This is a genomic window from Paenochrobactrum glaciei (assembly GCF_039522165.1).
In the GTDB taxonomy this organism is placed as follows: domain Bacteria; phylum Pseudomonadota; class Alphaproteobacteria; order Rhizobiales; family Rhizobiaceae; genus Paenochrobactrum; species Paenochrobactrum glaciei.
This window is the reverse complement of record NZ_BAAADE010000002.1, coordinates 500,497-514,952: the sequence shown is the minus strand read 5'-3', so window position 1 is coordinate 514,952 and position 14,456 is coordinate 500,497. Positions and strand designations below refer to the sequence as shown.

The window sequence follows — 14,456 nt, the reverse complement described above, 5'->3', positions numbered from 1 at the left end:
TTTCTAACTTCATGTTCTATGGCCGGAATTGTCAAAAATCACGACAGTTAACAACTCATCCTAATTTATGAGTAGGAAAAAAGTAAATAAGTTACTATCAAACAATTTGACTTTGACATCCTTCCAATATTAACAGGTCAATAAAAATGAAAATGAAATATTTTATTTCAGCCACTGCGGCTTCATTGCTGATGAGCACGTCGGCATTTGCACTGGATGCAAATGCTGTCGCTGAACGCATCAAATCCCTTTACTCCAAGCAAGGCGCGGAAATCAGCTACACCGCTGCTGAAGGCGATGCTTCGGCTGTGCAGCTGCGCGGCGTTAAAGTTGCCATGACCGCCCTGCCGGATGAAACTTTCGAAGTTGGCGATGTCACTTTGAAGAATGTCGAAGAAACCAAAGATGGCGGCTACCGCATTGGCGAGCTGATTATTCCTGACATGTCTGCTGACCTGCAGGACGAAGGCAAGAAAACCGGCAAACTGGTTATCGAAGGTGTCAGCTCAACCGGTTTCACCGTGCCTGCTGAAAATGCAAAATCCGCTCTCGACAAAATGTCATTCTATGACACAGCCCACATCAAAAAGCTCGAAATCATCGGTGAAGATGATGTAAGCCTGCTGATGGAAGGCATTGAGGCCACTTTCAGCAACAAAGACGGCAAAAAGATCGACTATAGCTGGAATGTCGGCCGCATTCACATGAACTTGGAAAACATCGAAAAAGACAGCAGCATGCCTGATTTCGGCATGAATGAGCTGAATGCAACGATTGCTTCCAATGGTACATGGTTGCCGGAAACCGGCGTTGCTACTCTCGACAAATTTGATGCAGACATCAAAGACCTCGGTAAGCTGTCCCTGACCAGTGAAATCGGCGGCTATGATCTGGCATTTGTTGAAGCTGTGCAGAAAACACAGGAAACAATGCTGGAAGCCGGTACTGATGATGCAGCAAGCGGCCTTGCCCTGCTCGGCCTTGCCGAACAGCTGACCATCAAAGACCTTACCATCCGCTTTGAAGACCAGTCGCTGACTAACAAATTGTTTGACTTCTACGCACAGCAGCAGGGCACTGAACCGCAGATGCTGCGCGAACAGGCTAAGATGCTCGTGCCTTTGATGGCTATGCAGCTGAACAATCCTGAATTTGCTGAAAGCGTAAAAGTTGCAGCAGAAAAATACTTTGACGATCCAAAGTCCTTCACCCTGAAGGCTTCACCGGACAAAGCTGTTTCGATCGCTTCCCTCGTTGCAACAGCAACGATTGATCCGACCAAGATCATCCAGCTTCTCAAAGTTTCGATCTCGGCTAACGACTAATCTGTCAAAAACAAAAACCTCCGCTTTCTTAAGCGGAGGTTTTTTTAATCTAAATATTATTCATAAAAAAATGGCCGCTTACGCGGCCATTTTATTTTGTAAAAACAATTGTTTACAATCAGTTCTTCTGAGCAGGATTGAGGCGGATATGCAGATCGCGCAGCTGTGCCGGTGTTGCTGGTGCAGGTGCACCCATCAGCAAATCAACAGCCTGCTGGTTCATCGGGAACAGCGCAATTTCACGCAGGTTCTGCACGCCGCAAAGCAGCATTACAACGCGGTCGATACCAGCAGCCATACCACCATGCGGAGGTGCGCCATACTGGAACGCGCGGTAGAGGCCACCAAAGCGCTCTTCAACATCCTGCTGGCTCAAGCCCACTTTTTCAAAGGCTTTGACCATAACTTCCGGCAACTGGTTACGGATCGAACCCGAAGCCAGCTCATAACCGTTACAGACCAGATCATACTGGTAAGCTTTAATGCTGAGCGGATCTTGGTTTTCCAATGCATCCAAACCGCCCTGCGGCATGGAGAACGGGTTGTGCGCGAAGTCGAGCTTCTTATTGTCTTCGTCCCATTCGTAGAACGGGAAATCGATGATCCAGGCCAGTTCAAAACGATCACGGTCAACGAGGTTCAGTTCTTCACCAGCGCGTGTGCGGGCAGCACCTGCGAAGGAATAGAACTTAGCAGGGTCGCCAGCCACGAAGAAGCAGGCATCACCATCACCAAGGCCCATCTGAACGCGGATTGCTTCGGTACGTTCTTCGCCGATGTTTTTAGCAATCGGACCAGCGCCTTCCAGCTTGTCGCCTTCTTTACGCCAGAAGATGTAGCCAAGACCCGGCTGGCCTTCGCCCTGCGCCCATGAGTTCATACGATCACAGAATGCACGTGAACCACCGGTTTTCGCAGGAATTGCCCAAACTTCCACTTTAGGGTCGTTGGCAATCATATTGGCGAAAACTTTAAAGCCGGAACCGGCAAAATGTTCAGTTACCTGCTGAATTTCGATCGGGTTACGCAAATCAGGCTTATCCGAACCATAGGTGCGGATAGCATCATCATAAGCAATACGACGGAATTTCTGTGTAACCGGCTTGCCTTCAGCAAATTCTTCGAAAATGCCGCGCATCACAGGTTCCATTGTATCCCAGATTTCTTCCTGAGTTACAAAGCTCATTTCCAGATCGAGCTGGTAGAATTCACCGTAGAAACGGTCAGCACGCGGGTCTTCATCGCGGAAGCACGGTGCGACCTGGAAGTAACGGTCAAAACCTGCAACCATCAACAGCTGCTTATACTGCTGCGGTGCCTGTGGCAGAGCGTAAAACTCACCTTCATGCAGACGGCTCGGCACGAGGAAGTCGCGTGCGCCTTCCGGTGAAGAAGCGGTCAGAATCGGTGTCGAAAATTCGTTGAAGCCGAGCTCGTTCATATGACGGCGCATCGAAGCAATGATCTTGCTGCGCTTCATCATGTTTTTGTGCAGCGTTTCGCGGCGCAAATCGAGGAAGCGGTATTTCAGACGAATATCTTCCGGATAGTCAGGTTCACCGAATACCGGCAATGGCAGCTCTTTGGCAGCGGCCAGAACTTCGATATTGGTGGCAACAATTTCAATAGCACCGGTTGGCAGATTTTCATTTACTGCATCGTCTGCACGAGCAACAACTTCACCATCCACACGGATAACCCACTCGCCGCGTACGGTTTCCGCGACTTTAAATGCAGGTGATTCAGGATCGGCTACAATCTGGGTCAGACCATAATGATCACGAAGATCGATAAAAAGAATCCCGCCATGGTCTCGGACGCGATGAACCCAGCCGGACAAACGGACGTTGGAACCAACATCCTCTTTACGAAGGGCTGCGCAGGTATGGCTGCGATAAGGGTGCATGATGTCTGCCTTTTAAATATAAAAAACTCTGTGCAGGCAAGAGGCTGCAAATTCTATCGGACAAGCGCATTTTGGCTCACTTTTGTCAAGTGCGCAGTGCTTATCTTACCTTGTGAAGTTGAGCAGTTTTACCTTATAAAGTGCATAATACACCATTTTTATACAAACAGGCGCGACAAAGCACGCCGCTTTCTTTATAGAAAATGTCATGACACTGATCACCACCACGCAAGACCTCGAAGAGGCAATTGAAGCACTGTCGAAATCTAATTTCGTCACAGTTGATACGGAATTTATCCGTGAAACAACCTTCTGGCCAGAACTGTGCCTGATCCAGATGGCCTCGCCGGATGCAACCGCTTTGGTGGATGCTCTGGCGCCCGGTCTGGATTTGAGTTCATTTTTCAAGCTGATGGGCAATAAAGACATTGTCAAAGTCTTTCATGCCGCGCGCCAGGACATCGAAATCATCTATCATTTGGGTAATCTCATCCCTGAGCCGGTGTTTGATTCACAAGTTGCCGCGATGGTTTGCGGCTTTGGTGATGCCATTTCTTATGACGCACTGGTTTCCAAAGTCACCGGTGCTCATATTGACAAAACCTCACGCTTTACCGACTGGCGCCGTCGCCCGCTGACCGACAAGCAGCTTGATTATGCGCTGGCTGATGTCACGCATTTGCGCGATGTTTATCTGCATCTGAAAGAACAGCTTGAAAAAGACGGTCGCAGTGATTGGGTCAAGGAAGAAATGGCAATTCTAACTGCCGTTGAAACCTATGATCTCCATCCTGATGATGCGTGGAAGCGCGTTAAATATCGCGTGCGCAAGCCAATGGAACTGGCCATTTTGAAATCGGTTGCTGCATGGCGTGAACGTGAAGCGCGTGAACGTAATGTGCCGCGTGGCCGTGTCATCAAGGATGACGCTATCGGCGAAATTGCCCAGCAACAGCCGCGTGATCTGGAAGCCTTGGGCCGTTTGCGTACCATTCCAAAGGGTTGGGAACGCTCAGCACAAGGCGCAAGTCTGCTGGTTGCTATTCAAACAGCGCTGGCAATTCCTAAAGAAGAGCTGCCGAAATTGCCAAAGCAAACCCATTCGCAGGAAGGTTCTGCTGCGGCGGCCGATCTTCTTAAAGTGCTGTTAAAACTCACCACCGAAAAACATGGCGTTGCGGCTAAAATCGTTGCCAATTCGGATGATATCGACAAAATTGCCAGCGAAGGCGAAAAAGCCAAAGTGGCAGCTTTAAGCGGCTGGCGTCGTGAGGTTTTCGGCCAGAAAGCCCTTGATCTGATTAATGGTAAACTCAGCATCAAGTTTGAAAACCGTAGCATCACCACCGTTGAATCTTGATTTTTAATCAAGCAATCGGATTATGAAAAAAGCCGCATCTTGATGCGGCTTTTTCATTAAAACACCGTGTGCCAGACTTGGCACACAAAGGTCGCTCTCATATTTCAAAATTATACTCTAATCGGCTTTGTCGAGTTCGACTTCTATTTCATATGACAGTTTCTTGCCTGTCACTTTAGCCAATTGCTGCAAACGGCCAATCGGGCGGTCGGAAACAAGATCAGCCAGATCAGCCGGCACCATCAGTGCATATTCATCGCCACTGCCAACCCAATAGAGCCGCGGAATAACGCCCGGCATCGAAGCTGACAACAAATAAACCACACGCAGCAACGCACCCAGCAAACGCGCACGTTCACGTAAGCGCGGCGTAGCAAGGGTGAGAATTTCCGGTGCCACATCATCATCGACCAAGCCTTCATGGCGATAATAATTGGCAAGCGCCATAAATGAGCGCCCCGCATGATCAATGCCGCCAAAGGAACTATGCGCGATAATGTTTAAAGCCTGCGAACCGCGATAATCAGGATGTGCGCGCCAGCTGATATCTGCCAGCAAACAGGCGGCTTGCCGATAGCGCCCCTCGTCTTCGGTTTCATCATATCCAAGCGCTTTAAGCGACATGGTTGTCCATGCTGCAAGCTCACGCGCATGGCGCGGCGAACGCGAACGCAAAATGGCGAGTTCTTCGGCTGAAGCCAATAGCGGATCAAGCCTTTGCTCATTCTTCGGCAAAAGCGAATAAAGATAGCCTTCACGCACACCAAGCGCCGAAAAAACAATCTTTGACGGCTTCATGCGGCGCAAGACTTCCAAAAGCACTGTCGCACCAAAGGCCAGCAATTGACGACGGTTTTTTGAAACCGCTTCAATGCCGCGCATTTTATCAACATCGCCTTTGGCCACCCGCGTTAAAAAGGTCTGCGCTTCTTTCAGCGGAATTTCATAGCCATGCATGACATTGAGCGGATATTTTTTCGATGTCATATAAAGCTTGGCAAGGTTACGCCATGTTCCCCCAACCGCATAGAAAATCTGGCCTTGCGCCTTTTTGAGCAAATCCGCTTTGCTTAAATGCGAGCGGGCAATTTTGGCCGCCTCTTCCAGATTGTCATTTGACATATCCTGCAAACGCAAACCACCCAGCGGCAGCGTAATGCCTTCACCAATATCATGGCCGCTTACCTGCACCAGTTCCAGCGAACCACCGCCTAAGTCACCGGTGATGCCATGCGGATTATAAAAACCCGAAATCACCCCATCTGCCGAATAGGTCGCCTCTTCCTTGCCGCTCAGCACTTCAATATGACGGCCTAAAATAGCCTCTGCCTGCGCAATAAAATCCGGCCCGTTTTCCGCTTCACGCGCCGCCGCTGTCGCAATCACATGCAGCGAAATCGCGCCGGCCTGTTCGGCCAAAGCGCGAAACCGTTTCAGCGCCCGCAAGGCATCTTCAACCGACTTGTCGTTCAGCCGCCCTGTTTTGGCCAAGCCTTTACCCAGTCCGCAGAGGATTTTTTCGTTGAACAATACGGTCGGCGACCGCACTACCCCTTCATAAACCACAACACGGACAGAGTTGGAGCCAATATCAATAACGGCAACCGGACGTAAGCCTTTGAGGCGACCTTGAGCAGACGGAGGGTTGGACATTAGCTTGAGGTTCTTTCGGTTTGGGCAGCTTGTGCGGCTTGTGCCCGTTTTCGCAGCGCAATCAAGCGCGGTGCAGAAGATTTAAGCGACTTGCCACGGCCGGAAAGGCTCGGATTCGTCATAAAATATTCCTGTGCATTGAAGGCTTCTTCACCCTCTGCTGTTTCTATCCGGCGTGATGTGCCATCAGCCAGCAACTCATAGCTTTGCTGATTATCGACAACATTTGCCAGCATGATCTGCGATAAAATCTGCTGATGAACGGTCGGATTGGTAATCGGCACCAAGGTCTCGACACGACGATCCAGATTGCGCGGCATCATATCAGCCGAGCCAATATAAACGATCGCGTGTTCGGACGGCAGCTCATGACCATTACCGAAACAGAATATCCGGCTATGCTCCAAAAAGCGACCGACAATCGACTTGGCGCGGATATTTTCAGATAGACCCGGCACACCCGGACGCAGACAGCAAATGCCGCGCACCACCAGCTCAATCTCAACGCCCGCCGTGCTGGCACGATAAAGCGCATCGATGATTTGCGGATCAACCAGCGAGTTCATCTTCATCCAGATCGAGCCTTTGCGCCCTGCTTTGGCGTGAGTAATCTCATCTTCAATATGCTTGAGAATACGGCCACGCAAGGTCAGCGGTGAAATCGCAATCTGCATCTCGTCGGATGGCTGCGTATAACCGGTGATGAAGTTGAAAATATTGGCAACATCACCGGCGATCACCGGATCAGAGGTGAAAAACGACAAATCCGTATAAACTTTAGCGGTTACCGGATGATAATTGCCGGTGCCCAGATGCACATAGGTGCGCAATTTCTGGTTTTCACGGCGCACCACCAGCGACATTTTTGAGTGCGTTTTCCAGTCAATAAAGCCGAAAACCACCTGCACACCAGCACGTTCCATATCACGCGCCCAGCGAATATTGGCTTCTTCGTCAAAGCGGGCTTTCAGTTCAACCAAAGCCGTTACTGATTTTCCGGCCTCCGCCGCATCAATCAAAGCACGCACAATCGGGCTGTCATTGGAGGTACGGTAAAGCGTTTGTTTGATCGCTAGCACATCCGGGTCTTGTGCCGCTTGGCGCAGAAACTGCACCACCACATCAAAAGACTCATAAGGATGATGAACAATAATATCTTTTTCACGAATAGCGGCCATGCAATTGCCGCCATGCTCACGAATACGCTCAGGGAAACGCGGATTATAAGTAACGAATTTCAAATCATTACGCGGAACATTGATGAGCTCCGAAATAGTATTGAGTGCCAACAACCCTTCCAGAACGCTGACACGCTTTTGCGAGACACCCAGTTCGGTCGCCACCAGATCGCGCAAATTTTCGGAAATATCGGAATCAAACTCGATGCGGATCACTTCGCCATGGCGGCGGCGTTTCAAAGCGCTTTCAAACAAGCGCACCAGATCTTCCGCTTCTTCCTGCAATTCAATATCGCTGTCGCGAATGATGCGGAATGTTCCCGCTTCAGCCACTTCATAACCCGGAAACAGTTTGCCAATAAACAAGCTCACCGTATCTTCCAAAGTCACGAAACGATGGCTTTTTTCATTCGGTAACTGGATGAAGCGCTTCAATGCAATCGGCAAACGCAACAAAGCGGTCATATTGCGCTTATCTTTTTGGCGGCTCAGTTGCAACGCAATAGAAAAGCCCAAATTCGGAATGAACGGAAACGGATGCGCCGGATCAATCGACAGTGGGGTGAGAACCGGAAAAATGGTTTCCTGAAAATGGGTTTCAAGCCATTTCTGTTCTTTTTTGGTCATCGCATTAGGACGGACGATCTCGATTTTTTCCGCCAGCAATTCCTGACGCAGGTTTGACAAGCAGACCTGCTGCGCATGCTGCAATTTGCCCACTTCGCACAAAATAAAATCAAGCTGTTCTTCCGGCGTGCGGCCATCGGGCGTACGTGTCACCACGCCTTCACGCACCTGCGCTGCAAGACCTGCAATGCGCACCATGAAAAACTCATCCAGATTGGCGGCAGAAATAGAAAGAAAACGCACCCGTTCCAGCAGAGGCTGGCGTTTATTTGAGGCTTCTTCCAGCACCCGATGATTAAACTGTAACCAGGAAAATTCCCGGTTCACGAATCTCGCCGGACTATGCGCCAGAGAAACCGGCTCTTCCGCAACGACGACCTCAGCAGAATTCACCATTTCCAGCTCCGAATTTTGCATCACTGCCGTATCATTCATGATCTAACCATCCCGTTGCAACCTGATTTGGGTATTGTTTGCAACCTATGGACATTTCATATGACAGTTTTATAGCAAAAATGACAAATAATAGTTAGAAGAGATAAAATCGCTTCTCAAAACAAGTCAAGCTGGTTGCAGCCAAGCTACAGGCGGGTTACAGGCAAACAACAGACTTTTTAATTACCGTGGTTAAAGCAACGGAGCTATCAATGTCCGATCATATCATCCCTCACTTTCAAAACAGCGACGGCCATCGTGCTATTGAAATCGGTGTTAAGGAATTTATGTGCGTTGGCGCTAATCCGCCATTTGATCATCCGCATGTGTTTATCGATATGGGTGCAGAGGCAGAGGCCGTATGCCCTTATTGCTCCACACATTACCGCTACAACAGCAAGCTTGATGCAACCACCACTGTGCCGGCTGGCTGCGCCTATGTGAGCGACACAGCAAAGGTTGCTTAAACAGCAACGACAACAAAAATGAAAAACACTGCAAAACCAACCGTTCTCATCGCTGGTGGCGGCGTTGCCGGTCTGACAGCAGCACTGGCTTTTGCGAATAAGGGTTTTTCTGTTTGTCTTTTTGATAAAGCGGCTGAATTTTCAGAAATTGGTGCCGGTCTGCAACTGGCGCCAAATGCCACAAGGCTGCTTCAGCGCCTTGGCGTGATGGAAAAACTCACACCTTTAGCCGTGACACCACAAGCGCTCCTGCTCAAAGATGGCAAAAGCGCCAAAACGCTGACATCTATGTCGTTGGATGCGGCAGTGCATCGATGGGGTGCGCCTTATGTTGTATGCCACCGCGCCGATTTACAATCGGCTCTTTTAAGCACCTGTCAGGACAATCCCGATATCAGTATCCGGCTTGGCTGCGAAGCGGTGCAATTTCAAGAACATAGCAATGGCATCAGCCTCACCGTCCTTCATAATGGCTTAGACGAGCAGTATGACGGCGCTCTGCTGCTTGGTTGCGATGGCGTATGGTCTAAACTACGCTCACCCTTACCGGCACCGGAATTCAGCGGCCATATAGCATGGCGCTTAAGCGTTGAAAAAGCCGGTCTGCCGCAAAGCTTTCTACAAGCCATCAACCAGCAAACTGCCGTCTCTGCATGGCTTGGAGCTGACCGGCATTTTATCGCCTATCCGGTCAAAGCCGGCAGCGCTTATAATTTTGTCGCCATTACCCGCGGTCAGGTCAGCGATAAAAGTTGGGACAAATCAGGCGACCATCAAAAACTAACATCCGAATATCAAAACTGGCATCCGGCTATTCGGGATATTATCGCGCAAAACAAACAGTGGACATATTGGCCGCTCTTTCAGATGGCAGAACCGCATTTCGTCGTCAGCAACCGCTTTGTGCTGCTGGGTGACGCATCTCATGCCGTTACGCCTTTCGCTGCGCAAGGGGCTGCTATGGCGATTGAAGACGCCTTCAGCCTTGCTGCGTACTTGCCCTTGAACCAAAATCTCTGGCCGCAGGCGCTAAGCACTTATAATTCCACACGATTGAAACGTATTCAGTCTGTCGCCAAACGGGGCGCTTTCAATAAATTTGCTTATAATGCCAGCGGTGCTGTCGCCATTGCGCGTAATCTGGTTTTCAAGTTGCGCTCACCTGAATCCCTGCTCAGCGATCTGGACTGGCTCTATGCTTATAAAGCCGATCAACTATCAGAATAGACAGAATTTAAGCTGTCACTAATATCCTGTATATAGGGCTCAACATAATTTAATCATGTCTAAAATGTGACGCGACTAAAGATTTTCCGTGACAAACATTGAAATGTAGGTTAATTTCTAAATACAACTGAGAGAGTAGAACAAACTACTCTTACTACGCGGTCAAAGTCTTGGGAGGATTGATCTAGGCGCGAATTACGCTGCCACCGGAAACGGGTACAGATCGGGCGCGAATTTAATAGCAAGGCGAAAGCCTTGCTTTTTTTTGTCCAAATTCCACCGAAGTGATATTCAAATCCTATGCAATATTCGCATTGCAAAATGAGGTAAATGCATAATCCCCTTGCTTTACAAGGAGTTACGCAAAAACCTCTTAATGACACTGTTTTTATAGGATTAACATAATCAAAACGCAACCCCTTAAATGACAGTTTGTTCAAAATTCTAAAATGAACTGCGTTTTTGATTATTTTTGCAAAATATCCCCTGTGGATGCAGCAATTTTTTGCAAGCGCGTATTCCGCACGCACTGCACGAATCATCATGAATGCGTGGGGCTGTTTTCAGAATGATTCTATTAAACAGAGCCGGTCTTACCCAAAAACGACCTTAAAAAATCACTCTGAGCCATTCTCACGATAAATATCCACGTTCAGATCACGGATTTTTTTGCGCAATGTATTGCGGTTAAGCCCCAATACATCTGCCGCCTTAATCTGGTTGCCGCGTGTTGCCAGCAGGCAGGCGGCAATCAATGGCCGCTCCACCTCTTCAATAATGCGCTGATAAAGACCGCTTTCCGGCAAACCCTGATCAAACAAAGCCTGCATGTGATGTTCCAGCAGAGTTGTGAAATCAACTTCACTTGCTGCCAGCCCTGCATTGCCCGCAAAAGCGCTGATACCCTGCCCTTCAAAGCCGACACTCAATTCAGCTTTAATGACATCCTCGCCGATTTCATTTTGCGGATAAAGCACACTCAGGCGGCGCACCAGATTTTCCAGTTCGCGCACATTGCCCGGCCAACTATGCTGTTGCAGAAGTTCCATCGCTTTGGGTGAAATCTGCTTTTCTTCAAGATTTTGTGCACGCCCTAAACGGAAAAAATGCCGGATCAGATCGGGTATATCCTCACACCGCTCACGCAGGCTCGGAATTTTAAGCGGCACCACATTCAGCCGGTAATAAAGGTCTTCACGGAACAGATTACGGCTCATCAATTGGGTTAGGTTCTGATTGGTTGCCGCCACAATGCGCACATTGGTTTTGATCGGCTTATGACCGCCCACACTCGTATATTCGCCCTGCTGCAACACGCGTAACAGCCGCGTTTGCGCTTCCATCGGCATATCGCCGATTTCATCCAGAAATAACGTGCCGCCTTCCGCTTGTTCAAAACGACCGCTGGCGCGTTGAAAAGCGCCGGTAAACGCACCTTTTTCATGACCAAACAATTCCGATTCGATCAGATCACGCGGAATAGCCGCCATATTGACCGCCACAAACGGTGCTTTGGCACGGCGCCCATAATCATGCAGGGCACGGGCAATCAGTTCCTTCCCCGTACCAGATTGACCGGTAATCAACACGGTCAGATCAGAACCCATCATCCGCGCAACAACGCGGTAAACATCCTGCATGGCTTGCGAACGACCAACGAGCGGCATGGGTTCAGCCAGATCATCAGGCGTATTAGCGCTTAATTTTTGTGCCTTCATCGCTAAGGCACGTTCAACCACCTGCAACAATTCATTGAGATCAAATGGTTTGGGCAAATATTCATATGCGCCTGCCTCATTGGCCTGCACTGCCGTCATGAAGGTGTTTTGCGCACTCATCACCACAATCGGCAAATCAGGCCGCAGGGTTTTAATGCGCGGAATAACATCAAACACATTCTCATCCGGCATCACTACATCGGTGATAACCAAGCCGCCCTCACCGGCCAGCATAAATTGCCAAAGTGCTGCCGCATTTTCCGCCAATAAAACGCGGTAACCGGCACGGGTAAGCGCATGGTTCAAAACGGTTCGGATCGCACCATCATCATCAGCCACAATAATCGTGTTCAACTGATCTTTGCTGGTCATCTCGCACTCCCCGACCTGTCCGTTTGTCCCATCTCACCCGTCCACATCGGCATAAGCATGCGGAATAGAGTGCGCCCGTTTTGGCTATCACATTCAATCACGCCACCATGTTCACGCACGATCTTTGCCACCAGCGCCAGCCCCAAACCAGAACCATTGGTTTTGCCGGTTATAAAAGGATCAAACAAATGCGGCAGCATATCAGCTGGCACACCACCACCATTATCGCTGACAGTAATTTCCAACGGCAGTGAGACTTTTTGCTGCTGCTCTGTGCGTACAAAATGCAAACCAGGCTTGTAAGCGCTTTTTAAAATGATCTCACCGTCCGTGCGCTTGCCAATCGCCTCGGCAGCGTTTTTAACCAGATTTAAAACCACCTGCACAAGCTGATCGCGGTTGGCCAGAACCGGCGGCAATGAGGGATCATAATCCTCGATAAAATCGATAGACTTGCCAAAGCCATGCACCGCCAATGCGCGCACATGGCTTAGAATATTATGAATATTCACCGGCTCTTTTTCCACCGGTCGCTCGTCGGAAAAAATCTCCATCCGATCAACCAGTTTAACTATCCGGTCAGCCTCATCGCGGATCAGCACAGTCAGCGGCTGATCGGAAGGCTCCACCACAGTTTCCAGCAATTGCGCCGCACCACGAATACCTGAAAGCGGGTTTTTAATTTCATGTGCCAGCATAGAAGCCAGACCCGACACCGATTGCGCCGCACCCCGATAGGATAATTGCCGCTCGATTTTCTCAGCCAAGGTCTTTTCTTTAAAAACCAGCAGCATATGCCCCGGCATTTCCACGAGAGGACGCATATAAATATCGGTGATTTTATCATCACCCAGCCGCGGCGATGAAAGATCGAGCCTATACTCCTGACACGGAACATCACGCGCGCGCGATTGTTCCACCATCGCAATCAGCGGCGAACCCACAGGCAAAAGCTGTGCCAGTTCCTGACGGCGCAACATCGCCGCACCGGTTTTGAAGAAAACTTCTGCCTCCAGATTGGCATAGATAATATGATTTTGCTTATTCAGCACGATAATCGCCTGATTAAGGCTATCAAGTACGAGCAAGCTTAATGGCACTGCGTCCATTTCAAGCCGCCATATCAGCGGTTTTATTGAAAATCTCGGTGAGCAACGCAATGACTTGGTGCGGATCAGTCAGGGTCATAATGCTGGCGCGATCTGCCGGAAGGAGCTGAGCACCAATATGGCGATCCAGATACCAGCCCAGATGCTTGCGCGAATGACGAATGCCGGTGCGGTCGCCATAATGCTTCAGCATGTCCTCATAATGCATTATAATATATGATAAAATTTCGTTTTTATCAGAAAAATGCTGTGGCGCATCGGCAGCAATAGCCCCTGCCAGCCAAGGCTGACCATAACTTGCGCGCCCCACCATCACCGCATCAGCGCCAGAGCGACGCAAAATCTCCTGCGCATCCGCTGTCGTGCCCACATCTCCATTGGCAACCAGTGGCAGTTTGATTTCTGCCCGCACCGCCGCAATAGCATCCCAATCGGCATGGCCTTCATAAAACTGATTGCGGGTGCGCCCATGCACGGTAATCATCGCAATGCCGGCAGCTTCCGCCCGCTTTGCCAATTCCGGCGCATTGATGCTGTTTTCATCCCAGCCGAGACGCATTTTTAATGTCACCGGCACGTTCACGGCATTCACCGTTGCTTCCACCAGCGTCATGGCATGATCAAGATCACGCATCAGCGCCGAGCCGGAATAACCACCTGTCACCTTTTTGGCAGGGCAACCCATATTGATATCAATAATGTCTGCGCCTTCGCCTTCAGCAATTTTAGCGGCCTCGCCCATCCAATGGGCTTCACGTCCGGCCAGCTGCACCACATGCGTACCAAGCCCCTCGCCATTAAGGCGTAACATGCTTTCAGAATGGCGGGCGCACAGTTCAGCACTGGCCACCATCTCCGACACCACCACACCGGCACCGGCAGCCGCCGCACGGCGGCGAAACGGCAAATCCGACACACCCGACATCGGCGCCAAGAACACGCGGTTCGGCAGCTCAACGCCTGCAATCGAAATGGGTTGATTAAGGAGTGTCATTCTTGCCTGTTGTCACTTATCTTTAGGAGTGCCTGTTATTTGGGCAGTTTTAAAACTGCCTATTATTTAAGCAATACACGATCCA

At 49.8% G+C, this 14,456-nt stretch carries 10 protein-coding genes; 4 read left to right on the top strand and 6 right to left on the bottom strand.

Annotation, left to right across the window (positions count from 1 at the left end; genetic code table 11):
* Positions 1 to 146 precede the first annotated feature (146 nt).
* Positions 147 to 1,325: a hypothetical protein gene (locus tag ABDZ76_RS08825; protein ID WP_343804440.1), complete on the top strand. Its 1,179-nt coding sequence runs from the start codon at positions 147 to 149 to the stop codon at positions 1,323 to 1,325.
* Positions 1,326 to 1,443: 118 nt separating this feature from the next.
* Here ABDZ76_RS08825 and aspS read toward each other — a convergent pair whose 3' ends face one another.
* Positions 1,444 to 3,231, bottom strand: coding sequence for an aspartate--tRNA ligase (gene aspS / locus ABDZ76_RS08820; protein ID WP_343804438.1), 1,788 nt, complete (start codon positions 3,229 to 3,231; stop codon positions 1,444 to 1,446).
* Between the two features lie 208 nt (positions 3,232 to 3,439).
* On the opposite strand from aspS, the gene rnd reads away from it, so the two are divergent.
* On the top strand, positions 3,440 to 4,591 hold the full coding sequence (gene rnd, locus ABDZ76_RS08815) for a ribonuclease D (RefSeq protein WP_343804436.1): 1,152 nt from the start codon (positions 3,440 to 3,442) through the stop codon (positions 4,589 to 4,591).
* A 117-nt stretch (positions 4,592 to 4,708) separates the two neighbouring features.
* Here the strand turns inward: rnd and ppx are convergent, their stop codons facing one another.
* On the bottom strand, positions 4,709 to 6,244 hold the full coding sequence (gene ppx / locus ABDZ76_RS08810; protein WP_343804434.1) for an exopolyphosphatase: 1,536 nt from the start codon (positions 6,242 to 6,244) through the stop codon (positions 4,709 to 4,711).
* On the bottom strand, positions 6,244 to 8,445 hold the full coding sequence (locus ABDZ76_RS08805; RefSeq protein ID WP_343804757.1) for an RNA degradosome polyphosphate kinase: 2,202 nt from the start codon (positions 8,443 to 8,445) through the stop codon (positions 6,244 to 6,246). The genes ppx and ABDZ76_RS08805 overlap by 1 nt, the downstream gene beginning before the upstream one ends.
* Before the next feature lie 251 nt (positions 8,446 to 8,696).
* Between ABDZ76_RS08805 and ABDZ76_RS08800 the strand changes: the two genes are divergently transcribed.
* Positions 8,697 to 8,951 carry a zinc-finger domain-containing protein gene (locus ABDZ76_RS08800; RefSeq protein ID WP_343804432.1) on the top strand — a complete coding sequence of 85 codons (255 nt, stop codon included), beginning with the start codon at positions 8,697 to 8,699 and terminating at the stop codon, positions 8,949 to 8,951.
* Positions 8,952 to 8,969: 18 nt separating this feature from the next.
* On the top strand, positions 8,970 to 10,178 hold the full coding sequence (locus tag ABDZ76_RS08795; RefSeq protein WP_343804430.1) for an FAD-dependent monooxygenase: 1,209 nt from the start codon (positions 8,970 to 8,972) through the stop codon (positions 10,176 to 10,178).
* Between the two features lie 617 nt (positions 10,179 to 10,795).
* Here the strand turns inward: ABDZ76_RS08795 and ntrC are convergent.
* Genes ntrC through dusB form a run of 3 tightly spaced genes read right to left on the bottom strand, consistent with a single transcriptional unit; the run spans position 10,796 to position 14,371 of the window.
* Positions 10,796 to 12,268, bottom strand: a complete 1,473-nt coding sequence (ntrC, locus tag ABDZ76_RS08790; RefSeq protein ID WP_343804428.1) for a nitrogen regulation protein NR(I) — start codon at positions 12,266 to 12,268, stop codon at positions 10,796 to 10,798.
* Positions 12,265 to 13,377, bottom strand: a complete 1,113-nt coding sequence (locus ABDZ76_RS08785) for a two-component system sensor histidine kinase NtrB (protein ID WP_343804426.1) — start codon at positions 13,375 to 13,377, stop codon at positions 12,265 to 12,267. The genes ntrC and ABDZ76_RS08785 overlap by 4 nt, the downstream gene beginning before the upstream one ends.
* A 1-nt stretch (position 13,378) precedes the next feature.
* Positions 13,379 to 14,371 carry a tRNA dihydrouridine synthase DusB gene (dusB, locus tag ABDZ76_RS08780; RefSeq protein ID WP_343804424.1) on the bottom strand — a complete coding sequence of 331 codons (993 nt, stop codon included), beginning with the start codon at positions 14,369 to 14,371 and terminating at the stop codon, positions 13,379 to 13,381.
* Between the last annotated feature and the right edge of the window lie 85 nt (positions 14,372 to 14,456).

Coding starts and splice junctions, on each gene's coding strand:
- ABDZ76_RS08800 (WP_343804432.1), top strand. CDS start 8,697: ATGTCCGATCATATCATCCCTCACTTTCAAAACAGCGACGGCCATCGT.
- ntrC (WP_343804428.1), bottom strand. CDS start 12,268: ATGACCAGCAAAGATCAGTTGAACACGATTATTGTGGCTGATGATGAT.
- aspS (WP_343804438.1), bottom strand. CDS start 3,231: ATGCACCCTTATCGCAGCCATACCTGCGCAGCCCTTCGTAAAGAGGAT.
- ABDZ76_RS08825 (WP_343804440.1), top strand. CDS start 147: ATGAAAATGAAATATTTTATTTCAGCCACTGCGGCTTCATTGCTGATG.
- ppx (WP_343804434.1), bottom strand. CDS start 6,244: ATGTCCAACCCTCCGTCTGCTCAAGGTCGCCTCAAAGGCTTACGTCCG.
- ABDZ76_RS08785 (WP_343804426.1), bottom strand. CDS start 13,377: ATGGACGCAGTGCCATTAAGCTTGCTCGTACTTGATAGCCTTAATCAG.
- rnd (WP_343804436.1), top strand. CDS start 3,440: ATGACACTGATCACCACCACGCAAGACCTCGAAGAGGCAATTGAAGCA.
- ABDZ76_RS08795 (WP_343804430.1), top strand. CDS start 8,970: ATGAAAAACACTGCAAAACCAACCGTTCTCATCGCTGGTGGCGGCGTT.
- dusB (WP_343804424.1), bottom strand. CDS start 14,371: ATGACACTCCTTAATCAACCCATTTCGATTGCAGGCGTTGAGCTGCCG.
- ABDZ76_RS08805 (WP_343804757.1), bottom strand. CDS start 8,445: ATGGTGAATTCTGCTGAGGTCGTCGTTGCGGAAGAGCCGGTTTCTCTG.